At 70.4% G+C, this 22,402-nt stretch carries 19 protein-coding genes; 3 read left to right on the top strand and 16 right to left on the bottom strand.

What is annotated here, in order from left to right; translation table 11 throughout:
• Positions 1–43 precede the first annotated feature (43 nt).
• Together sucD and sucC are read right to left on the bottom strand one after the other, a co-directional pair.
• A complete protein-coding gene (gene sucD / locus VPH61_RS06485; protein WP_332062689.1) occupies positions 44–946 on the bottom strand; it encodes a succinate--CoA ligase subunit alpha in 903 nt (300 codons plus the stop codon).
• A gap of 15 nt (positions 947–961) precedes the next feature.
• Positions 962–2,128 carry an ADP-forming succinate--CoA ligase subunit beta gene (sucC, locus tag VPH61_RS06480; RefSeq protein ID WP_332062688.1) on the bottom strand — a complete coding sequence of 389 codons (1,167 nt, stop codon included), beginning with the start codon at positions 2,126–2,128 and terminating at the stop codon, positions 962–964.
• A 218-nt stretch (positions 2,129–2,346) separates the two neighbouring features.
• On the opposite strand from sucC, the gene VPH61_RS06475 reads away from it, so the two are divergent.
• Positions 2,347–3,177: a DUF72 domain-containing protein gene (locus tag VPH61_RS06475; RefSeq protein ID WP_332062687.1), complete on the top strand. Its 831-nt coding sequence runs from the start codon at positions 2,347–2,349 to the stop codon at positions 3,175–3,177.
• A gap of 48 nt (positions 3,178–3,225) precedes the next feature.
• Here VPH61_RS06475 and VPH61_RS06470 read toward each other — a convergent pair whose 3' ends face one another.
• From VPH61_RS06470 to VPH61_RS06455, 4 genes are read right to left on the bottom strand one after another with little or no spacing between them, the layout of a single operon-like run.
• Complete coding sequence (locus VPH61_RS06470) at positions 3,226–3,768, bottom strand: NUDIX hydrolase (protein WP_332062686.1); 543 nt, start codon at positions 3,766–3,768, stop codon at positions 3,226–3,228.
• Complete coding sequence (locus VPH61_RS06465) at positions 3,765–4,880, bottom strand: FUSC family protein (protein ID WP_332062685.1); 1,116 nt, start codon at positions 4,878–4,880, stop codon at positions 3,765–3,767. Before VPH61_RS06465 ends, VPH61_RS06470 begins: the two co-directional genes overlap by 4 nt.
• A complete protein-coding gene (locus VPH61_RS06460; RefSeq protein WP_332062684.1) occupies positions 4,880–7,363 on the bottom strand; it encodes an ATP-dependent helicase in 2,484 nt (827 codons plus the stop codon). The genes VPH61_RS06465 and VPH61_RS06460 overlap by 1 nt, the downstream gene beginning before the upstream one ends.
• A gap of 40 nt (positions 7,364–7,403) precedes the next feature.
• Complete coding sequence (locus VPH61_RS06455; RefSeq protein ID WP_332062683.1) at positions 7,404–8,450, bottom strand: glycerophosphodiester phosphodiesterase family protein; 1,047 nt, start codon at positions 8,448–8,450, stop codon at positions 7,404–7,406.
• Between the two features lie 155 nt (positions 8,451–8,605).
• On the opposite strand from VPH61_RS06455, the gene VPH61_RS06450 reads away from it, so the two are divergent.
• Positions 8,606–9,415, top strand: a complete 810-nt coding sequence (locus VPH61_RS06450; protein WP_332062682.1) for a Bax inhibitor-1/YccA family protein — start codon at positions 8,606–8,608, stop codon at positions 9,413–9,415.
• Positions 9,416–9,488: 73 nt separating this feature from the next.
• On the opposite strand, the gene VPH61_RS06445 is transcribed toward VPH61_RS06450, so the two are convergent.
• The 10 genes from VPH61_RS06445 to VPH61_RS06400 form a co-directional block, all read right to left on the bottom strand.
• Complete coding sequence (locus VPH61_RS06445) at positions 9,489–10,433, bottom strand: L-lactate dehydrogenase (protein WP_332062681.1); 945 nt, start codon at positions 10,431–10,433, stop codon at positions 9,489–9,491.
• A 141-nt stretch (positions 10,434–10,574) separates the two neighbouring features.
• Positions 10,575–12,158 (bottom strand): glutamine-hydrolyzing GMP synthase, encoded by a 1,584-nt coding sequence (gene guaA / locus VPH61_RS06440; RefSeq protein ID WP_332062680.1) that lies wholly within the window; start codon positions 12,156–12,158, stop codon positions 10,575–10,577.
• Positions 12,155–12,646, bottom strand: a complete 492-nt coding sequence (locus tag VPH61_RS06435) for a DUF3817 domain-containing protein (RefSeq protein WP_332062679.1) — start codon at positions 12,644–12,646, stop codon at positions 12,155–12,157. The genes guaA and VPH61_RS06435 overlap by 4 nt, the downstream gene beginning before the upstream one ends.
• Positions 12,647–12,680: 34 nt before the next feature.
• A complete protein-coding gene (locus VPH61_RS06430) occupies positions 12,681–13,481 on the bottom strand; it encodes an SURF1 family cytochrome oxidase biogenesis protein (protein ID WP_332062678.1) in 801 nt (266 codons plus the stop codon).
• A gap of 161 nt (positions 13,482–13,642) precedes the next feature.
• Positions 13,643–14,986 (bottom strand): hypothetical protein, encoded by a 1,344-nt coding sequence (locus VPH61_RS06425; protein WP_332062677.1) that lies wholly within the window; start codon positions 14,984–14,986, stop codon positions 13,643–13,645.
• Between the two features lie 133 nt (positions 14,987–15,119).
• Positions 15,120–16,865, bottom strand: a complete 1,746-nt coding sequence (locus VPH61_RS06420) for a glycerol-3-phosphate dehydrogenase/oxidase (protein ID WP_332062676.1) — start codon at positions 16,863–16,865, stop codon at positions 15,120–15,122.
• A 166-nt stretch (positions 16,866–17,031) separates the two neighbouring features.
• Positions 17,032–18,156 (bottom strand): GuaB3 family IMP dehydrogenase-related protein, encoded by a 1,125-nt coding sequence (locus tag VPH61_RS06415; protein WP_332062675.1) that lies wholly within the window; start codon positions 18,154–18,156, stop codon positions 17,032–17,034.
• A gap of 91 nt (positions 18,157–18,247) precedes the next feature.
• Positions 18,248–18,841, bottom strand: a complete 594-nt coding sequence (locus VPH61_RS06410; RefSeq protein WP_332062674.1) for a hypothetical protein — start codon at positions 18,839–18,841, stop codon at positions 18,248–18,250.
• On the bottom strand, positions 18,838–19,293 hold the full coding sequence (locus tag VPH61_RS06405; RefSeq protein WP_332062673.1) for a DUF6463 family protein: 456 nt from the start codon (positions 19,291–19,293) through the stop codon (positions 18,838–18,840). The genes VPH61_RS06410 and VPH61_RS06405 overlap by 4 nt, the downstream gene beginning before the upstream one ends.
• A gap of 86 nt (positions 19,294–19,379) precedes the next feature.
• Positions 19,380–21,080, bottom strand: a complete 1,701-nt coding sequence (locus VPH61_RS06400; protein WP_332062672.1) for an ABC-F family ATP-binding cassette domain-containing protein — start codon at positions 21,078–21,080, stop codon at positions 19,380–19,382.
• 127 nt (positions 21,081–21,207) lie between these two features.
• On the opposite strand from VPH61_RS06400, the gene VPH61_RS06395 reads away from it, so the two are divergent.
• Positions 21,208–22,359, top strand: a complete 1,152-nt coding sequence (locus tag VPH61_RS06395) for a MalY/PatB family protein (protein WP_332062671.1) — start codon at positions 21,208–21,210, stop codon at positions 22,357–22,359.
• The last annotated feature ends 43 nt before the right edge of the window (positions 22,360–22,402 follow it).

Raw genomic sequence — 22,402 nt, 5'->3', positions numbered from 1 at the left:
CGGTTCCATGCGAGCAGCGGATGTCGCGGCATCCGCTCGATCGCTACAGCGCGGCGTAGACCTCGCGAAGCAGCTGCGCGGTCTCGGACGGCGTCTTGCCGACCTTGACGCCGGCGGCCTCGAGGGCCTCCTTCTTCGCCTGCGCGGTGCCCGCGGAGCCCGAGACGATGGCGCCGGCGTGGCCCATGGTCTTGCCCTCGGGAGCCGTGAAGCCGGCGACGTAGCCGACGACCGGCTTCGTGACGTTGGCCTTGATGAAGTCGGCCGCGCGCTCTTCGGCGTCGCCGCCGATCTCGCCGATCATCACGATCGCCTTGGTCTCGGGGTCGGCCTCGAACGCGGCGAGCGCGTCGATGTGCGTCGTGCCGATGATGGGGTCGCCGCCGATGCCGATCGCGGTCGAGAAGCCGAGGTCGCGCAGCTCGTACATCATCTGGTACGTGAGCGTGCCCGACTTCGAGACGAGGCCGATGGGGCCCTTGCCGGTGATGTTCGCCGGCGTGATGCCGACGAGCGCCTCACCGGGGCTGATGATGCCGGGGCAGTTCGGGCCGATGATGCGCGTCGCGTCGCCCTTCTCCTGGGCGTAGGCCCAGAACTCGGCGGAGTCCTGCACGGGCACGCCCTCGGTGATGATGACGAGGAGCGGGATCGAGGCGTCGATGGCCTCGATCACGGCGTCCTTCGTGAAGGCCGGCGGCACGAAGGCGATGGAGACATCCGCCCCCGTCTTCTCCATCGCCTCGGCGACCGACGCGAACACCGGCAGCTCGACGGGGTTGCCGGCAGCGTCGTTGTGCAGCACGGTGGTGCCGGCCTTGCGCGCGTTCACGCCGCCGACCACCTGGGTGCCCGCCGCGAGCATGCGCGACGTGTGCTTGGAGCCCTCGCCGCCGGTGATGCCCTGGACGATGACCTTGGAGTCCTTGTTGAGGAAGATCGTCATGTCTGAATCCCTTACTTACGCGGCGTTCGCCAGCTCGGCGGCCTTGTCGGCGCCCTGGTCCATGTTCTCGGCGAGGGTCACGAGCGGGTGCGCGGCCTCCGCGAGGATGCGACGGCCCTCTTCGACGTTGTTGCCGTCGAGGCGCACGACGAGGGGCTTGTTCGCGGCCGAGCCGAGCTCGGCGAGCGCGCCCACGATGCCCTTGGCGACCTGGTCGCACGCCGTGATGCCGCCGAAGACGTTCACGAACACGCTCTTGACCTGCGGGTCGCCGAGGATGATGCCGAGGCCGTTGGCCATGACCTCTGCCGAGGCTCCGCCGCCGATGTCGAGGAAGTTGGCGGGCTTGACGCCGCCGTGGTTCTCGCCGGCGTAGGCGACCACGTCGAGCGTCGACATGACGAGGCCCGCGCCGTTGCCGATGATGCCGACCTGGCCGTCGAGCTTGACGTAGTTGAGGTCGAGCTCCTTGGCTGCGGCCTCGAGCGGGTCTGCCGCGGCCTTGTCTTCGAGGAGGGCGTGGTTCGCGTGACGGAACTCGGCGTTCTCGTCGAGGGTGACCTTGCCGTCGAGCGCGACGACGTTGCCGTCTTCGTCGAGGATCAGGGGGTTGACCTCGACGAGCGTCGCGTCTTCGCCCTTGTAGACCTCGTAGAGCTTCACGAACACGTCGGCGACCTTGTCGACCAGCTCGGCCGGGAAGTTCGCGGCGACCGCGATCTCACGGGCCTTGGCGGCGTCGATGCCGGCGATCGGGTCGACCTCGATGCGCGCGAGCGCCTCGGGCTTCTCGACGGCGAGCACCTCGATCTCCATGCCGCCCTCGACGCTCGTGAGCGAGAGGTAGGAGCGGTTGGCCCGGTCGAGCAGCACCGAGAAGTAGAACTCCTGCGCGATGCGTGCGCCGCCGGCCACCATGACGCGCTTGACGACGTGGCCCTTGATGTCGAGCCCGAGGATCGCCTTCGCGGCCTCGTACGCCTCGTCGGGGTTCTTCGCGACCTTGACGCCGCCGGCCTTGCCGCGGCCGCCCGTCTTCACCTGGGCCTTGACGACCACGACGCCGCCGAGCTTCTCGGCGGCCGCGCGCACCTCATCGGCGGTGTCGGCGACGATGCCCGGAAGCACGGGAACGCCGTACTGCTCGAACAGGTCTCTGGCCTGGTACTCGTAAAGATCCACGCTCTACTTCCAATCGATCCGCACGCGCGAGAGCGCACAGGGGCTGGTGGGTGTCGGCCCGGTCCCGCCGAAGAATCTCGACGTCAAGATAAGTTGGGCCGTCTTCCATGCTACTCCTCCCGTTCCGCGCGACCGAACCGGGATCCGGGCGACGGCGTTCGGGCGACGGCGATGGGTCGCGGGTCGCGGTCCCGGCGCATCCGTTGCAGACTGGCCGCATGACGCGCTCGGCGAGCGCCCGCATCGGAATGTCGGGCTGGGTGTACCGGCCGTGGCGCGGGAAGTTCTATCCGAAGGGCCTGCGCCAGGCCGACGAGCTCGCCTACGCGGCCGAACGCGTGAGCTCGCTCGAGGTGAACGGCTCGTTCTATTCTCTGCAGCGGCCGGCCTCCTGGGTGCGCTGGCGGGACGCCACGCCGCCGGGCTTCGTCTTCGCCGTGAAGGGACCGCGCTTCATCACCCACGTCAAGCGGCTCGGCGATGTGCAGGCTCCGCTCGCGAACTTCTTCGCCTCCGGGGTGCTCTCGCTCGGCGAGAAGCTCGGACCGGTGCTGTGGCAACTGCCGCCCACCCTGGCATTCGACGCGTCGCGACTCGACGACTTCCTCTCCGCCCTCCCCCGCACGCACGGCGAGGCCGCTGCACTCGCGCGCCATCGGGATCGGCGGATGTCGGGGCGCACGGCCTACGCGCTCGCGGCCTCGCCCGAGCGCGCCCTCAGGCATGCGGTCGAGGTGCGCCATCCGAGCTTCGAGTGCGCGGAGTGGCGCGCGCTGCTCGAGCGTCACCACGTGGCATCCGTCACCGCGGACACCGCCGGAAAATGGCCGCGCCTCGATTGGGTGACCGTGGACTTCGTCTACGCGAGGCTCCACGGCGAGACCGAGCTCTACACCTCCGGCTACGACGACGCGGCGCTCGATCGCTGGGAAGCGTGGGTGCGCCGGCACCGCTCGGCCGGCCGCGACGCGTACGTCTACTTCGACAATGACGTGAAGGTGCGCGCCCCGTTCGACGCCATCAGCCTCATCGATCGCCTCGAGGACTGAACAGGTCGCAGCGCATGGCGCACGGCCCCGCACTGCCCTGGCCGTACGTCAGCCGACGCGGCCGAGCGCCGCCGCCGCGTAGAGGATCGCGGCGATCGTCTCACCGTCGGTGATCTCCCCGGCGGCGATCATGCGCACGACGTCGGCGAAGGGCACCGCCCGCACGACGCTGATGCCCTCCTCGGCCTGCGACTCGGCGACGGATGCCGCGTGGCGCAGGCCGGTGGCGAGGTACACGACCTCCGCGGCGCGGCAGATGCCGTTGAGCGCCGTCATGCGCCCGATCTCGCGCCACTCGGCCGCCTCGTACCCGGTCTCCTCGAGCAGCTCGCGCTGGGCGGCGACGAGTGGAAGCTCGCCATCGGTGCCGCCCGCCGGCACCTCGATCGATGAGCCCACCGTGTGCCGATCGATCGTGACGAGCAGCACTTCGTCGTCGTCGGTCATCGCGACGACGAAGACGGCGTCGTTGCGAACCTCGACGACGCCGTAGATGCCCTCGGTGCCGTCGGGTCGCACGACGTCGTCTTCGGTGACGGTGATCCAGCGGTTCTCGTACACGGTGCGCCGTGCGCGCGTGGGCCAGGTCATGGGTGCTCCTCGGGACTGATGCTCGGAGTCGACACGGTCGGCGGCGGCATCGGCACGTGCTCGACGAACCGGCGGGCGGCGAGCACCGCCGCGACGGCGAGCGCCGCGCCGACCACGGTCTCGACGAGGCGGTCGCCGAGCAGCACGGGCAGCGGCGTCGGGGACGCGAGGTGGGCGACGGCGAGCGCGAGCGGCGTGACGAAGACGAGCGCGGCGCCGTAGTGACGGCCGACGAGGATCTCGGCCGCGAACTGGCAGATGCCGATGACGACGACGAGCACCCAGACGGGCGGCTCGGGCCAGAGCACGAGCCCGGCGATGCCGACGCCGACCGCCGTGCCGACGACCCGGTGCCACGCCCGCTGCAGCGTGTGCGCTGCGCGAGCGGGCGGAATCACGGCGACGGCGCTCACGACGGCCCAGTACGGGTGGCCGATGCCGAGAAGCAGCGCCGCTCCCCCGGCGGCGAGCGCCGCGACCACGTTCTGCACGACGTTCAGCCAGACGCGCGGGTCGGCGTAGGCCCGCGCCCGCACGGGCGCCTGCCGGGGCAGCGACTTGAAGATCGCCTGCTCGCGGGTGCGCGCGGCTCTGCGCAGCAGCCAGCCCGACATCGCGAGCAGCCACGCGAATGCCGCGGCAGCGGCGGCCACGCCGAAGCGGAGCCATCCGCTGCCGTCATCGACGGGCTGGGCGGCGCAGACCAGCACCGCGAAGACGGCGAACAACGGGCCCGACGGCGTGACGCCGAGCGTGTTGAAGCCGACGATCACGAGCGTGATCACCGCGGCGAGCACGGCGGCCTCGACCGCGATCGGAGCCTGCAGCACCGAGAGCAGGATACCGGCGCCGATGGCGACGAGCTGCGCAGCGCCGGCGGCGGTGACCGTGCGAAGTCGCGTGCGGTACGGCTCGCTGCGGCCGAAGATCGCCGTCATACCGCCGAACGCCGCGTACGCCGCGAGGTCGACTCGATCGAGCACGACGAGCACCGCGAGCGGCACGACCGCGGCGAGCGCGGCCCGCAGCCCCACTTCGAGATCGAGCGCGCGCAGGGAGCGGAGCCGCGCGATGAGCCCCGCCGGCCGCGGGGCGCCCTGCGGGTCGGCCATCAGAGCTTCTCGATGGGCGCGATCTTGATGAGGAGCTTCTTCTGGCCCGCGGTGTCGAAGCTGACATGGGCGATGCGCTTGGTGCCCTCGCCCGTGACCTGGGTGACCTTGCCCTCGCCGAAGTCGGTGTGCCGGATTCGGTCGCCCGCCGCGAGCGTGAGGTCGCCGTTGTCGCGCACCGTGCCGGTGACCCGATTGGCCCACTCGGTCTTGGGCTTGTCTGAACGGGTGACGCTGAACCGCTCGAGGTCGCGGTCGCGCGTGCCCCAGGCGCCGCCCGGCGCACCGCGACGGGCGTTGAGGGCGCGCGGCTGCGTGCCGCCGCGAGAGGTCGCCATGCCCGGCGACTGGCGCCAGTCGATGAGCCCCTCTGGAATCTCCTGCAGGTACCGCGACGGCATCGCGACGGCCACTTCGCCGAACTGCGCCCGGCTCATCGCGAGCGAGAGGTAGAGGCGCTTGCGGGCGCGCGTGATGCCGACATAGAAGAGTCGTCGCTCCTCGGCCGGGCCACCGGGCTCCGACGCCGACATCTGGTGCGGCAGCAGCCCCTCTTCGATGCCCGTCAGGAACACCGCGTGGTACTCGAGGCCCTTCGCCGTGTGCAGCGTCATGAGCGAGACGGTGCCGGATGCGTCGTCGAGCTCGTCGGCCGCAGCCACGAGCGAGACCTGGGTGAGGAAGTCGACGAGCGTCGCGCCGGGGTTCTCGCGATCGAAGTCGCGGGTCTGCGCCACGAGCTCTTCGACGTTCTCGGCGCGGGTCTCGTCTTGCGGGTCGCGGCTGTTGCGGAGCGCGTCGAGCAGGCCCGACTTCTCGACGAGGAACACGAGCACGTCGGAGACCTTCGCAGCGCCGACGTTGGTGCCCGCCGCGAGCCCCTCGGCCGAGGGCACGAGCATCGCCGCTGCCTCGTCGAGCACGTTCGCGAGTGACGAGATCGCCCCCGTCGCCTTGGGCCCGAGGCCGAGGCCGTCGGCCGCGCGCATCGCCTGCCGGAAGGTGAGGTCGTTCTGCTCGGCGAAGGAGGCGAGCGCCGTCTCGGTCGCCGGGCCGATGCCGCGCTTCGGGGTGTTCAGGATGCGGCGGAGCGCGAGCTCGTCGACGGGGTTCGCGACCGCGATGAGGTAGGCCATCGCGTCTTTGATCTCGGCACGCTCGTAGAACTTCGTGCCGCCGACGACCCGGTAGGGCAGCGCCGAGCGCACGAAGATCTCCTCCAGCGCGCGGGTCTGCGCGTTGGTGCGGTAGAACACGGCGATGTCGCGATAGGCGACGCCCTCGCGGTGCAGCGACTCGATCTCGTCGGCGATGAACTGCGCCTCGTCGTGCGCGGTGTACCCCGTGTAGCCCGTGATCTTGTCGCCATCTCCGTCGGCCGTCCAGAGTTTCTTCTCTTTACGGTCGAAGTTGTTCGAGATGACGGCGTTCGCTGCCGAGAGGATGTTCTGCGTCGAGCGGTAGTTCTGCTCGAGGAGCACGACCTTGGCGCCCGGGAAGTCGCGCTCGAACTCGGAGATGTTGCGGATGTCGGCGCCGCGGAACGCGTAGATCGACTGGTCGGAGTCGCCGACGACCGTGAGGCTCGCGCCCGGGATCGCCCCCGAGGCATCCGTCAGCCCGCGCACGAGGATGCCGTGCTCGTCGAGCTCGGCGACGACGTCGCGCGGCACGGCCCTGGTCAGCTCGTGGATGAGCGAGTACTGGGCGTGGTTCGTGTCTTGGTACTCGTCGACGAGGATGTGCCGGAAGCGTCGCTGGTAGAGCGCCGCGACCTTCGGGAAGGCCCGGAACAGGTAGACCGTCTCGGCGATGAGGTCGTCGAAGTCGAGCGCGCTCGCCGCACGCAGCCGCCGCGTGTACTGACGGAAGATCTCGACGAACATGGCCTCTTGCGGGTCGTTCATGTTCGCGTTGCGCGCGTGCGTGTCGGCGTCGGCGAGCTCGTTCTTGAGCTTGGAGATCTTGGCCTGGGCGCTCGCGGGCGTGAAGCCCATGGTGTCGGCCGAGAGTTCTTTGATGATGCGCTTCAGGATCGTTCGCTGGTCGGCGGAGTCGTAGATCGTGAACGTCGACGACATGCCGATCGACTCGGCCTCGCGACGGAGGATGCGAACGCACGCCGAGTGGAAGGTCGAGATCCACATGCCGGAGGCGCTCTCGCCGAGCAGTGCCTGGACGCGCTCGCGCATCTCGGCGGCGGCCTTGTTCGTGAACGTGATCGCGAGGATCTGGCTCGGCCACGCCTCACGGCTCTCGATGAGGCTCGCGATGCGGTGCGTGAGCACGCGCGTCTTGCCCGAGCCCGCGCCCGCGACGATCAGCAGCGCTGGGCCGCGGTACTCGACCGCCTCCCGCTGCTCGGGGTTCAGGCCATCGGTCAGCCGAGAGCCGCCGGTGCCGGCATCGGTGTTGCCCGCAGCAACGGCGGGGGGCGCCTCGCGCCAGCCGGCCGGGTCGTCGGGGTCGAGGATCAGCGTCATGTCACTTCAAGTGTAGGCGCGGCCGCCGACAGTCCCCCCGTCAGCCGGCACTGCCGCGGCGCGCCTCCACCCCGAGGTCGGGATGGTCGAGGAAGACCCCGTCGACGCCCATGTCGATGATCTCGGCGAACTCTCCCGCCCAGTCGCCGAAGGCCGCTCGCACGGTGCCGCGCCGGAACGGGTCGGCGAGGAACCTGTTCTCCGGACGGAGGGTCCACGTGTAGACCTCGAGGTCGGCCGCATGGGCCGCGTCGACGAGCTCGGCGCCCGAGAGCGGCGCGCCCGCGGCATCCGCTCGCCTCGCCTTGGTGCCGCCGACGAGCCGCGCCTTGCCGACGCTCACGCCGTCGAAACGGCCGGCGAGCCGGAGCAGCCCCTGCTCGGTGACGAAGGAGTCGTACGTCGGCGCGCTCCTGCCCTGGTCGAGCACGAGATCCCACGGAGCGCCCGAGCCTTCGATGAGGAATACCCGCGTGCCCCGGATGCCGCGCGCCCCGAGCCGATCGAGCAGGGTCGGCTCGAACGCCTCCATGATGAGCCGATCATCGCCCCGACCCCACCCGGCGGCGTCGAGTTCGGCCTGGAACAGCTCGTCGAGCGGCAGCCCGAGCGCGTCGAAGTGCGCCGCGTGCTTGAACTCGGCCACCATGCGGAGCATCCGGCGCTGCTCGTCGGCCGCGACGTCGATGATCTCGAAGAGATCGCGGAGCCTGATGATCGGGAACCGCCCGTCGAAGCTCGCGCTCGACTGGCGGAGCGCGCCGAGCCGCTCACGAGCCCGCAGCGTCGCGAGCTCGGCCCACGTGAAGTCCTCGGTGAACCAGCCGGTGAGGGGCGCGCCATCGATCTCCCGCGTCGTACGGCGACCGGCGAATTCCGGGCGGTCGGCGACATCCGTCGTGCCCGAGATCTCGTTCTCGTGACGCAGCACGAGCACGCCGTCGCGCGTCGCGACGATGTCGGGCTCGACCGCGTCGGCCCCGAGCGCGAACGCGAGCTCGTAGGCCGAGCGCGTGTGCTCGGGCCGATAGCCGGGTGCACCACGGTGCCCGATCACGAGGGGGCGCGGGGCATCGTGGTGCTGCATGCGCCCAGCGTAGTCAGCGCCCGGCATGCCGAGCGGGGAATGCCGCGAGAATTCACGGCGTTGTCACTGGCAACTCGGGTAAGTTGGTACTGAAGCGGATGCCGCATGCGGCCGCCGCCCGACCCCCCGAACACAGCCGAAAGCAGAGGAAACCCATGGCTCTCGACAACCCCGCATTCTCGCGGAACTCCGCGTTCTCCGCGCAGGGGGGCGTGGCCGCAGCACAAGACATCTCGGCCCAGCAGCTGCAGGAGATGTACAACCAGCCCGCGACGCCGCCCGCCGGCGAGACCATGGCGATCGAGACGACCATCCAGAAGTCGGCCGCCGCCTTCGGCCTGCTCGTCGTCGGCGCCGCGCTCGGGTGGGTCACGACCGAGTCGATGCCGTTCCTCTGGATCGGCGCCGGCATCGTCGGCTTCGTGCTGGCGCTCGTCAACATCTTCAAGAAGCAGCCGTCGCCCGCGCTCGTGCTCGCGTACGCAGGTGTGCAGGGCATCTTCGTCGGCGGCATCTCCGCCTGGTACGAGGCGATCAACCCCGGCATCGTGGCGCAGGCCGTCATCGCGACGCTCGTCGTCGTCGGCGTGACCCTCGCGCTCTTCGCCTCGGGCAAGATCCGCGCCTCGAAGAAGGCGACGAAGATCTTCCTCATCGCGATGATCGGCTACGCCGTGTTCTCGCTCGTGAACTTCGGGCTCATGATCTTCGGTGTCACCGACAACGCCTTCGGCCTGCGGTCGACGGAGATCTTCGGCATCCCGCTCGGCCTGATCCTCGGCGTGCTCGTCGTCATCATGGCGGCGTACTCGCTCGTGCTCGACTTCGACTTCATCCAGCAGGGCGTGCGCAACCGCGCCCCGAAGAAGTACGAGTGGTCGGGCGTCTTCGGCATCATGGTCACCGTCATCTGGCTGTACCTCGAGATCCTGCGCATGCTCGCGATCGTGCAGTCGAGCGACTGACCTCGAATCGCGTGAGACGCCGAACGGCCGCCCTCGGGCGGCCGTTCGTGTTTCCGCTGCGGCGTCGCGGTCGTCAGATGCCGAGCGTCGCGACGGAGGCGGCGATCGCATCGGCCGAGGCCCGGAGCAGCAGCTCTTCCTCGGTCGAGAACGGCGTCTCAGCGACCGGCACTGCGCCGTCGCCGCCGACGACGCTCGGCAGCGACAGCGCGACGCCGTCGAGGCCCCGGATGCCGCTGAGCACCGTCGAGACCGGCAGCACCGCCCGCTCGTCCTGCAGCACGGCTTCGACGATGCGCGCCCCGGCGAGGCCGATGGCGTAGTTCGTGGCGCCCTTGCCGCGGATGACCGTGTATGCCGAGTCGCGCACCTCGCGCGCGATGTCGTCGAGCTCCGCAGCCGAGAACGGTTCGGCGCCGCGCCACTCGAGGATCGGCACGGGGCCGATGCGGGCGTTCGACCAGAGCGGGAACTCGGTGTCGCCGTGCTCACCCACGATGTCGGCGTGCACGCTCGACGTGGTGACCCCGGCCCGGCGGGCGAGCAGCCAGCGCAGGCGCGAGGTGTCGAGCACGGTGCCCGAGCCGAAGATGCGGTGCGGCGGCAGCCCGGTGATGCGCTGTGCAGCCACCGTCAGCACGTCGACCGGATTCGTGACGAGCACGATGACCGCGTCTGGGGCGCGTGCGAGCAGCGCCGGCAGTAGGTTCTCGAGAATCTGCACGTTGGTGCCCGCGAGCTCGAGCCGCGACTGGCCTGGCTGCTGCTTCGCCCCGGCGGTCACGACGATGACGTGCGATCCCTCGACGACCGCGAGATCGGCCCCGCCGGTCACCGACGATCCCGTGAACTGCGTACCGTGCGCGAGGTCGAGCACCTCGGCCTCGACCTTCTCGCGCGCGATGTCGTACAGCGCGACCTCGCTCGCACTCCCACGGATCAGCGCCGAGTACGCGAGGCTCGTGCCCACGCTCCCCGCTCCGACGACGGTCAGCTTCGAGTTCTCGACGACGCCCATGCTGTCAGTCTGGCAGGCGCGCTGAGTCGCAGGAAGATCTCACCGACACGCCGTACTACGCCGGCGCGTCGCACCGATCGTCCTGCGACTCAGCGAACACCAGTCGAGGAGCACCCCTCGCGGACGCGCCTCAGCGAGCGATCACTCCCACTCGATGGTGCCCGGCGGCTTCGACGTGACGTCGAGCACCACTCGGTTGACCTCGGGCACCTCGTTCGTGATGCGGTTCGAGATCTTCGCCAGCACGTCGTAGGGCAGCCGCGTCCAGTCGGCCGTCATCGCGTCTTCCGACGAGACGGGGCGCAGCACGATCGGGTGGCCGTAGGTGCGGCCGTCGCCCTGCACGCCCACCGAGCGCACGTCGGCGAGCAGCACGACGGGGCACTGCCAGATCTCCTGGTCGAGGCCCGCGGCGCTCAGTTCTTCACGGGCGATCGCGTCGGCCTCGCGGAGCAGATCGAGACGATCACGGGTGACCTCGCCCACGATACGGATGCCGAGGCCAGGCCCCGGAAACGGCTGGCGGCCGACGATCGCCTCGGGCAGCCCGAGCTCGCGGCCGATCGCGCGCACCTCGTCTTTGAAGAGCGTGCGCAGCGGCTCGACGAGCTCGAACTGCAGGTCTTCGGGAAGCCCGCCCACGTTGTGGTGGCTCTTGATGTTCGCCGTGCCCGTGCCGCCGCCCGACTCGACGACGTCGGGGTAGAGCGTGCCCTGCACGAGGAACTTGATCGGCTCGCCCGCGGCCGCGGCCTCGGCGATGAGGTCGCGCTCGGCCTGCTCGAACGCGCGGATGAACTCGCGACCGATGATCTTGCGCTTCTGCTCGGGGTCGCTGACGCCCGCGAGCGCGTCGAGGAACGTGTCTTCGGCGTCGATCGTGATGAGGCGCACGCCCGTCGCGGCGACGTAGTCCTGCTGCACCTGCTCTCGCTCGCCCTTGCGGAGCAGACCGTGATCGACGAACACGGCGGTGAGCTGGTCGCCGACGGCCTCCTGCACGAGCGCGGTGGACACCGCCGAGTCGACGCCCCCAGACAGCGCCGAGATCACGCGAGCGGAGCCGACCTGCTCGCGGATGCGGGCGACCTGCTCGGCGATGACGTTGCCCGAGTTCCAGTCGGCGGGGATGCCGGCGGCGCGGTGCAGGAAGTTCTCGATGATGCGCTGGCCGAACTCCGAGTGCTTGACCTCGGGGTGCCACTGCACGCCGTAGAACTTCTTCTCGTCGTTCGCGAAGGCGGCGACGGGCGTCGACGCCGTCGAGGCGAGCACCTCGAAGCCCTCGGGTGCACGCGACACCGAGTCGCCGTGGCTCATCCACACGGTCTGATCGGCGGGCTGGCCCTCGAGCAGCGCGTTGCCCGAGGCATCCGTCACCGTCGCTGCGGTCGCGCCGTACTCGCGGAGGCCGGTGTGCGCGACCTCGCCGCCGAGCTGGGTGGCCATCACCTGGAAGCCGTAGCAGATGCCGAGCGTCGGCACGCCCAGCTGCAGGATGCCCTCGTCGAGCGCCGGAGCTCCCTCCTCGTAGACCGAGGACGGCCCGCCCGAGAGCACGATGCCGATCGGGTTCTTCGCCGCGACCTCGGCCGCGGTGATCGTGTGCGGCACGATCTCGGAGTAGACGGATGCCTCGCGCACGCGCCGGGCGATGAGCTGCGCGTACTGGGCGCCGAAGTCGACGACGAGTACCGGGCGCTGCTCGGTGGGCTGATCGGTCACTGCTGGGCCTCCACGGTGTCGGAAGAGTCGGTGGTTACGGATGACACGGCTTCCGCGCCCTCGCGCCGGTCGAGGTACTCCCGCACCTCGCGGCCGATGCGCGCCTCGAGGAAGAACGAGAGGAACGGCACGATGCCGCCGAGCGCGATGACGATGAACCGGGTGAACGGCCAGCGCATCAGGCTCCAGAGCCGGAAGTCGCTGAAGAGGTAGACGACGTAGAACCAGCCATGGGCGATGAGGATGCCGGTCGAGAGGTTCATGCCGGTGCCGGTCGACTCGAGGCCGGTCGCGGTCTCGAGCACCGGAGTGAAGGCGAGCACGCCCTGGTCGCCGAACGCGTAGAGCTCGAGGTGGAACGCGTACTTCAGGATCATCTCGGCGCAGAGCAGCAGCAGCATGACGCCCGTGATCACCGAAGCGACCTGGTAGAACTTCAGCGCCCCGCGAATGCGCGGCAGATCGGCGGATTTCGGCTCGAGGGGCATGGCACCAGTCTACGCGGCGTCGAGCGCGCGGTCGTCAGTGGTCGTCGGGCGTCCCGGCAGCGGCGGCCAGGGCAGCGGATGCCTCGGCCTCCTCCTGCTCTTCGCGCTCGCGCTCGACGGCGTCGCGCACCAGCCGGTACCAGAGGTAGATCGCGAAGCCGGCGAAGACCGCCCACTCGATCGCGTAGAAGATGTTCAGCCAGTCGAGCTGCTGCTCCTGCTCTGGCGGCGGGGAGAGGATCGCGTCGAGCCCTGCGGGCGCTTCGGCCGCGGTGACGTAGCCGAAGTAGACCGGCCGGTCGTCGTAGTCGGCCCAGACGTTGATGAGCTGCGCGACGGCCACGGTCTGCATCGCGAACGGGTCGCCGTCTTCGTCGGGGGCGATCGGAGCCTCGCTCGGCAGGAAGCGGCCGACGATCGTGATCGGTTCGCCGGCGTCGATCGATCGCTCGAACGCATCGGCCGCGCCGCGTGCCGTCTCCTCGTCGGCCGCCCAGCCGAGCGCGACGGGCAGGCCAGCCGGGGTGCCATCCGTGACCTCGAGGTGCACGACGGGCCAATAGCCTGCGACGCCGTCGTTCAGACGGCCCTCGACGATGACCGTGTCGCCGGTCACCACGGTGCCCGTGACCTCGACGAGCTGGGCCGTCGCCGCCTGTGTCGTCGGCCGGTCGGGTTCGGCGACGCCCGCGAACGGCCGCACCTCTTCGGTCGGGCGTTCGACGACGACCGCGGATTCGACGGCGCGTTCCAGCTGCCACTGGCCGAGCAGCGCGAATGCTGCGGCGATGCCGAGGGCGAGGAGCAGCGCGGCCACCCACCGGGGGCGGAGCATCATCTTGAGCATCAGTCGCCGGTTCTCGCGTGGGGCGTGATTCCGGGGCTGACGAGCATGCCCTCCAGTTTAGGCGCTGGGCCCGGCCCCACGATCCATGCCCGGCGCGCCGAAGGGCTCCGCGCTGTCGCGCGGAGCCCTTGGCTGTTCTGATTCGCGGGTCAGCGATCGCCGAGCACTGCGCGTCGGCGCACGAGGCGGAAGGCGACGAGGCCGAACCCGAGCGCCAGCAGCGCACCGGCGGCGCCGATCGCGACCGAGGTCTCGGCGCCGGTCGCGGCGAGCGCGGGCTTGGCCGGAGTGACCGGCGTGACCGCAGCGGCGGGCACGAAGTTGTAGCGCACGCCGTTGAACGCCACCGTGGCGACGACGGTCGGGGTCACCTCTTGGGCGAGCACGCCGAACGCGAGCACGTTCACGGTGCCGTTCGCCTCGATCGCCTCGATGAGGTCGCCGAGCAGCACCGGGGTGTTCGCGGCGATCGCCGCGGTCGTGGCGGTTGCCGGGATCTCCCGGCTCGAGACCCACTGGTCGCCGAGGGCGAACGTCGTCGTTCCGGGCCCTGCACCGAACGCCGGACGCAGCGTCGTGAACGTCGCAGCCTCGCCGAACGTGATCGGCACCTGGTAGAACGCCTCGCCGCTGACGACCTCGACATCGGCCGAGGTGATGAGCTGGGCGAGGTCGGCGTCGGCGAGCGGTGCCGCGAGGCCGTTGATGATCTGCGAGTTGGCGCCGTTGCCGAAGCTCAGCCCCTCGGGAGCGATGCCGAAGGCGGGCGTCGCGTTCGCGTAGCCCTCGTGCCAGCCCGTGTAGGTCGACTCGTCGGGCCGGATCTCGGCGGCCGTGACATCGACCGTCGAGGTGACCGGAATCGCCGTCACGTCGCGCGTGAAGAGGTAGGTGTCGTCGCCCCAGGTGATCGACTCGACGCCGCCGGGATTCGCGGCCTCGGCGAGGACGCCGAACCCGGAGTACCGCAGGTCGCCATCTTCCTCGAGGCTCGTCAGCAGTGCCGAGAGTTCGACGGGCGCGTTGGCCGTGACATCGCCGATCGTGCGGCTCGAGGTCCAGAGGTCGGTGAGTGCCGCGCTGTGCGGGCCAGTCTCGAAGCCGGCGACCGGTCGGAGCGTACCCCATCCGGCGGCGGTCGAGACGGCGACCTGGGAGAAGACGATGCCCTGGGTCACGCCGATCTCAGAACCGTCGATGAGGGCGCCGAGCTCAGCGGAGGTGGTCGGCAGGCCCGGCGCACCAGAGTCGACGAGCCCGTTCAGGATCTGCGAGTTCGCACCGTTTCCGAAGAAGAGGCCGTTCCAGTGCAGGGAGAAGGCGGGGGTCGCGTTCGCGTACCCCTCGTGCCAGCCGAGGTAGGTCGACTCGTCGGGCGCGATGCTCGTCACATGCGTCGTCGCCGCTGATGCGGGTGCTGCGACGGCGAGAGCCGCCCCGGTGAACACGAGAGCGAGAGCTGTAGCTCCCGCGACGCTGCTGGCTGGACGCATTTCTGGCACTCCTCGAGGCGCTCCGGACCGCACCCAGCCCTGGGCGCATACCGTGGAGTATAGACATAACCGGACGGGTGCGTCCGATTCGTTACCGAAACGAGTCCCGCGATGTCGGGACGGGCGCGCCGGCTCAGTCCACCTTCACGATGTCGGGAGCCTCGAGCCGCACGCGGTCGGCCGATTCGTCGTCGGGCTGCTCCTGCGAAGCACGCTCGGCGGCGACCCGCTCGAGGTAGCGCTCGATCTCGAGGGTCTGGCGAGCAGCATCCCAGCCGAGTGCCCCGGCCATGAGCTTCGCTGCGACGGGCGCTGCGGAGACACCGCGGTCCCATGCCTCGATCGAGATGCGCGTGCGTCGGGCGAGCACATCGTCGAGGTGCAGTGCCCCTTCGTGCGTGGCGGCGTAGACGACCTCCGCGCCGAGGTAGTCGTCGGCGCCCGGCAGCGGCTCGCCGAGCGAGGGATCGTCGCGGATCAGGTCGAGCAGTTCGTCGGTCATCGTGCCGTAGCGGTTCAGCAGGTGCTCGATGCGCACCTCGTGCACGCCGAAGGCCCGGGCGATCTTGCCCCGCTTGTTCCACGCCGCCTGGTAGCCCTCGGCCCCGAGCAGTGGGATGTCCTGCGTCGTCGACTTCGGCACCTTGCCGTCGAGGGCGTCGGCCGCCGCGTCGATGGCGTCCTTCGCCATGACCCGGTACGTCGTCCACTTGCCACCGGCGATCACGACGAGACCCGGCACGGTGTGGGCCACGAGGTGCTCTCGCGAGAGCTTCGAGGTCTGGTCGCTCTCGCCGGCGAGCAGGGGGCGGAGCCCGGCGAAGACGCCCTCGACGTCTTCGCGGCTGAGCGGGATGCCGAGCACGGCGTTGACGTGCTCGAGCAGGTAGTCGATGTCGGCCGCGGTCGCCGCCGGATGCGCCTTGTCGAGGTTCCAGTCCGTGTCGGTCGTGCCGATCAGCCAGTGCCGCCCCCACGGGATGACGAACAGCACGCTCTTCTCGGTGCGGAAGATCATGCCCATCGCCGACTGGATGCGGTCGCGGGGCACGACGAGGTGCACGCCCTTCGAGGCGCGCACCTTGAACGTGCCGCGTTCGCCGACCATGCGCTGCGTGTCATCCGTCCACACACCGGTGGCGTTCACGACCTGCTTCGCGCGGATCTCGAAGCGCTCGTCGGTCTCGAGGTCGTGCGCCTTCACGCCGACGACGCGCTCGCCGACCTTGACGAAGCCCTCGACCTTGACCCGGCTCGCGACATGGGCCCCGTAGAACGAGGCCGTTCGGGCGAGCGAGGCCACGTACCGGGCGTCGTCGACCTGCGCGTCGTAGTAGGTGAGGCCGCCGACGAGGGCGTCCTTCGACAGCGACGGGATGGCGCGCATCACCTGTCGCTTCGAGAGGTGACGGTGGTGGGGAACTCCCGGCGGCCGCCCGCCCGTGTAGCTGAAGATGTCGTAGAGCATCATGCCCGCGCCCACGTAGAAGCGCTCGAAGAGACGGGTCTTCAGGGGGTAGAGGAACCGCACGGGCTTCACGAGGTGCGGCGCGATGCGCTGCAGCAGCAGGCCCCGCTCGATGAGCGCCTCGCGCACGAGGCGGAAGTCGAGCTGTTCGAGATAGCGGATGCCGCCGTGCACGAGCTTCGACGAACGGCTCGAGGTGCCCGACGCCCAGTCACGGGCCTCGAGGAGTCCGGTCGAGAGACCTCGCGTCACCGCGTCGAGCGCGGCTCCGGTGCCGACGATGCCACCGCCGACGACGAGGATGTCGAGCTCTTTCTCCTTCAGCCGCGCGATCGCGGCCTTCCGTTCTTCAGGTCCGAGCTTGGTCGAACGCGTCACCGACTTGAGCCTCGCCGATTTCTGAGTCGCCATCGTGCCACCCCATCCCCGCGGCCTCACGGCGAGGCCGCGCGATCCGTTTCCACGCTACCCGAAGCGGCGCTGGTTGAGGAGGGCGCGCAGCGACCGTCTCGAAACCGCAAGACGAATGTCGAGCGGGTTGAGGAGGGAGCGCAGCGACCGTCTCGAAACCCGACCCCTACGACGACTGGTACGGCGCAACGACCACGTCGACGCGCTGGAACTCCTTGAGGTCGGAGTAACCGGTGGTCGCCATCGAGCGCTTCAAGGCTCCGATGAGGTTCGTGACGCCGTCGGCCGACGGCGCGGGCCCGTAGAGCACCTCTTCGAGCGGGGCGACCTGGCCGACGTGCACGCGCTGACCGCGCGGCAGCTTCGGGTGGTGCGCCTCGGCGCCCCAGTGGTAGCCGCCGCCCGGAGCATCCGTCGCCCGAGCGAGTGCCGCGCCCAGCATGACCGCGTCGGCGCCGCACGCGATCGCCTTGACGATGTCGCCCGACTTGCCGACGCCGCCGTCGGCGATGACGTGCACGTAGCGGCCGCCGGACTCGTCGAGGTAGTCGCGGCGCGCGCCCGCGACATCCGCCACCGCCGTGGCCATGGGAGCGTGGATGCCGAGGGTCGCCCGCGTCGTCGACGCCGCTCCCCCGCCGAAGCCGACGAGCACGCCCGCGGCGCCCGTGCGCATGAGGTGGAGCGCCGCCGTGTAGGTCGCCGCGCCGCCGACGATCACCGGCACGTCGAGCTCGTAGATGAACTTCTTGAGGTTCAGGGGTTCCTGGTTCTTCGAGACGTGCTCGGCCGACACCGTGGTGCCGCGGATCACGAACAGGTCGACGCCCGCCGCGACGACGGTCTCGTAGAGCTCCTGCGTGCGCTGCGGGGAGAGCGCGCCGGCGACGGTGACGCCCGCCGCTCGGATCTCGGCGAGACGAGCCGTGACGAGCTCGGGCTTGATCGGCTCGGAGTAGAGCTGCTGCATGCGGGCCGTGGCGTTCGCGGGAGCGAGCCCGCGGATCTCGGCGAGCACGGGCTCGGGGTCTTCATACCGGGTCCAGAGGCCCTCGAGGTCGAGCACGCCGAGGCCGCCGAGCTGGCCCATCATGATCGCCGTCTGCGGCGAGACGACGGAGTCCATGGGCGCCGCGAGGAACGGGATGTCGAACTGGTAGGCGTCGATGGTCCAGCCCACCGAGACGTCTTCGGGGTCGCGCGTGCGCCGGCTGGGCACGATCGCGATGTCATCGAATGCGTAGACGCGCTGGCCCCGCTTGGAGCGGCCGATCTCGATCTCCTGGGTCACCACTCAACCCTACCCGGCCGATACTCCGCCGGTTGAGACGAGCGGCCGGCGTCCACCCGGACTCACTCCATCTGCCGCTGCAGCGCGACGCCTAGAGCGGCGGCATGACGCCGAGGGCGACCAGCAGCGCCGGCACGAGCACCAGGATGCCGGCGAGGAGCATCGGTGCACCGAGGACTCCGGCCACGATCGGAAGCGGCCGCCAGCGGGTGCGCCGAGAGTACGAGATCGCCACGACGCCGAAGCAGCTCGCGAAGAACGTCATGCCCAGCAGGTAGCCGACGCCGGCCGCATCGATGTCGCTGGGGTTTCCGGCGATCCCGGTCGCCATGACGATGGCCTCGCCGATAGTGCCGAGCGCGTAGATGGCGAAGGTGCCGAAGGCCCCCCACAGGAGCAGCGTCATCGTGTTCGGTGCGAACGCCGTCGCCCGCTCGCTCACCGAGACCATCACGACGACGGCCCCGACCAGCTTGAGGCCCACCACCAGCCAGTTCAGGATGCTCAGGCCGGCGGCGTAGTCCGCGTGGGGCCCGTCGGCGAAGTGGTTCGTTCCCTCGAACGCCAGGTTCACCGCCGCGAACGCGACGAGCCCCAGTGCACCGAGCACTGCCGCCACCCGCGCGCTCATCGATGCGGCGGTCGAGCCGGCGCCCACGGCACCGGCGGACTGCACCGCACTCATACCCTGCTGCTCCCCGATCGCGACGAGTGCTCGAGAACCGTGCCCGCCGGAGCTTCACCCTCACCCGGGTCAGCTGTTGCACGCTGATGGCCCTGACGCACCGACTGCACCACCGCGATCACCGCCGCCACGAGCACGAACAGGAAGCCGGACACCGGCGCTGCGGCCACCCCGATCAGCGCGATCACGAGCAGCGCGATGCTGACCGGCCACGAGAGTCGCCCGGCGTGCTCGAGTGCGGTCATGCCGAGGCCGGCGACCACGCCGAAGAATCCGGTCATCAAGAACCAGAGCGCCACTTCGAGGTCGATCGTCATCGCTCCGTACCAGCCTCCGGCCAAGGCCTCACCCAGCGCCGGTGCGGATGCGAGTACTCCGACCGCGGTGTGCAAGGTGCACACGATGATGAGCACCGGCCCTGCGATCGCCCGTTGCGTTCTCTGTCTCGTCATGCCGATCAGTCTGGGCGCCGGCACCCCCGCTGCGCCTCACCCCATCGGGTGACCCGCTCCATGCCACCGCTCGCGCGGTCGGTACCTCAGCGGGCGCGCACCACCCGGGACTCGTCCCACACCGGGGCATCCGACTCGTAGACATCGCCGTCGCTGCCGAAGACCAGGAAGCGGTCGAAGCCGCGGGTGAACCAGCGGTCGTGGGTCACCGCGAGCACGGTGCCGTCGAACCGCGACAGCCCCTCTTCGAGCGCCTCGGCCGACACGAGGTCGAGGTTGTCGGTCGGCTCGTCGAGCAGCAGCAGCGTCGCGCCCGAGAGTTCGAGCAGCAGGATCTGGAGTCGCGCCTGCTGGCCGCCCGAGAGCTGCTCGAAGTGCTGCAGCGCCGCGCCCGCGAGCCCGTAGCGGTCGAGGGCCGAGCTCGCGGCCTCGCGCGCCATGCCGTCGCGGTTCGCGTCACCGCGGTGCAGGATGTCGAGGAGCGTGCGGCCGCGGTACTCGGGGTGCTCGTGGTTCTGCGCGAACCATCCGGGCACGACGCGCGCGCCGAGCACCGCTCGCCCGGTGTGCGGCACCCGTGCGAGCGACTCCCCCACCGTCGTGATGTGCCCGAGCGTGCGATCCGGCTCGGTGCCGCCGCCCGCGAGCAGCCGCAGGAAGTGCGACTTGCCCGAACCGTTCGATCCGAGCACGGCGACGCGATCGCCGTACCAGACCTCGAGGTCGAAGGGCTTCATCAGCCCCGAGAGCTCGAGCCGCTCGCCGACGACGGCGCGCTTGCCCGTGCGGGAGCCGCGGAGCCGCATCGACACGGCCTGCGCCGGCGGCCGCTCCTCGGGCGGCCCCGCCTCCTCGAACTTGCGCAACCGCGTCATGGCCGCCTGGTAGCGCGAGGCCATGCCGTCGTTGTACGTCGCCTTGACCTTGAGCGTGGCGACGAGGGTCCTCAGTGCGGCATGCTGCTCGTCCCAGCGACGGCGCAGCTCGTCGAGGCGCTCGAAGCGCTCGTCCCGCGCCCGGTGGTACCCCTCGAAGCTGCCGCCGTGCACCCACGCCGTGTTGCCCGCCGCCCCGACCTCGAGCGTGACGATGCGGTCCGCGGCGCGGGCGAGCAGCTCGCGGTCGTGCGAGACGAGCAGCACCGTCTTCGGAGTCGCCCGCAGCTGCGACTCGAGCCAGCGCTTGCCGGGCACGTCGAGCGAGTTGTCGGGCTCGTCGAGCAGCAGCACCTGCTCGGGGCCGCGGAACAGCGCCTCGAGCGCGAGCCGCTTCTGCTCACCGCCCGAGAGCGTCGAGAGCTCCCGCCACTTCGCCCGTTCGAACGGGATCCCGAGCGCCGCAATCGTGCAGTGGTCCCACACGACCTCCTGGTCGTAGCCGCCCGCCTCCGCGTACTCGGCGAGCGCGGTGGCGTACCGCATCTGCGCCGCGGTGTCGTCGCGTTCGATGAGCGCGGTCTCGGATGCCTCGAGCTCGATGGCCGCCGCACGGATACGGGTCGGCGCGACCGAGACGAGCAGGCCGTGCACCGTGGCATCCGTGCCCTCGATCGTCGCGCCGGTGCCGACGAACTGGTCCATGACGCCGAGGCCGCCGTCGACCTGCACGCTGCCCTCGTCGGGGCGGAGCTCGCCGCGGATGATGCGCAGCAGCGTCGACTTGCCCGCGCCGTTCGCGCCGATGAGGGCGGTGGTCGCGCCATCCGTCACCCGGAAGGCGAGGTCGGCGAGGAGCGGGCGCCCGTCGGCGAGCGAGAAGGAGACGCCGTTGACGTCGATGAAACCCATGAGAGATCCGTTCGGTCCGCGGCCGGGCCACCTCGCCCGGTTCCGCACCGCCCGATGGGCAGCCGACCAGACTAGCGTGCCGCGATTGCCACTGCCACCCGCAGCCGTTCTGGGGCAAGCTGGAATCATGCAACGCACCGCAGCAGAGCCTCTCGACGTCCTCCGCACGCGAACGAGCGCGAAGTGGCGCCTGTACGACGCCGACGTGCTGCCGCTGCCCGTCGCCGAGATGGACTACCCGCTCGCCGACCCGATCAAGGCGGCACTGCACGCGGCCGTCGACCGCTCGGACACGGGCTACACGGCGGGGAGCCTGCCGGTCGCCGAAGCGTTCCAGGGCTTCGCCGCCACTCGCCTCGGGTGGCAGGTCGACCCGACGCGCGTGACCTGCACCGCCGATGTCAGCATGGGCATCGTCGAGGTGCTGCGCCGGGTCACCGAACCAGGCGACGGGGTCGTCATCACCCCGCCGATCTACCCGCCGTTCTTCGACCTCGTGGCCGAGGCCTCCGGCCGGGTCGTCGAAGTGCCGATGCTCGGCGGCATCGACGAGGGCTGGGCGCTCGACCTCGACGGCATCGACGCGGCGTTCGCGGCGGGCGCGCGGGCGATGGTGCTCTGCAACCCGCACAACCCGATCGGCCTCGTGCCGTCGGCGTCGCAGCTCACCGCGCTCGCCGACATCGCGGCCCGCCACGGCGTCACGATCGTCTCCGACGAGGTGCACGGGCCGCTCGTGCAGCCCGGCGTCGACTACACGCCGTTCCTGACGGCGTCAGACGCTGCCCGCGAGCACGGCGTCACCGTCACCGCCGCCACGAAGGCGTTCAACATCGCCGGGCTGAAGGCGGCGCTCATCGTGACCGCGAGCGAGCGCGGCGACCAGGTGCGCAAGGCCCTCCCCTACGAGGTCGAGTGGCGCATGAGCCAGTTCGGTTCGATCGCCTCCATCGCGGCATTCCGGCACGGCGGGCCTTGGCTCGACGGCGTCCTCGCGAGCCTCGACGACAATCGTCGCCTCCTCGCCGAGCTCCTCGCCGACGAACTCCCGGGCGTGCGCTACCGCATGCCCGATGCGACGTACCTCGCCTGGCTCGACCTGTCGGCCCTCGGCTGGGGCGATGACCCCGCCGCGTACGCCCTCGAGCACGCCAGGGTCGCCCTCGGCATCGGGCCGACGTTCGGCGCGAGCGTCGGCCGAGGGCACGCACGGCTGAACTTCGCGTGCACGCCCGAGGTGCTGAGCGAAGCGATCACGCGGCTCGCCGACGCTCGCTGAACGAAACCGGCGCCCGCTCCCACTGAACGAAGGGATGGAAGCC

This window comes from Agromyces sp. CCNWLW203, assembly GCF_036576125.1.
GTDB lineage: Bacteria > Actinomycetota > Actinomycetes > Actinomycetales > Microbacteriaceae > Agromyces.
This window is presented reverse-complemented; position numbering and strand designations above follow the sequence as displayed.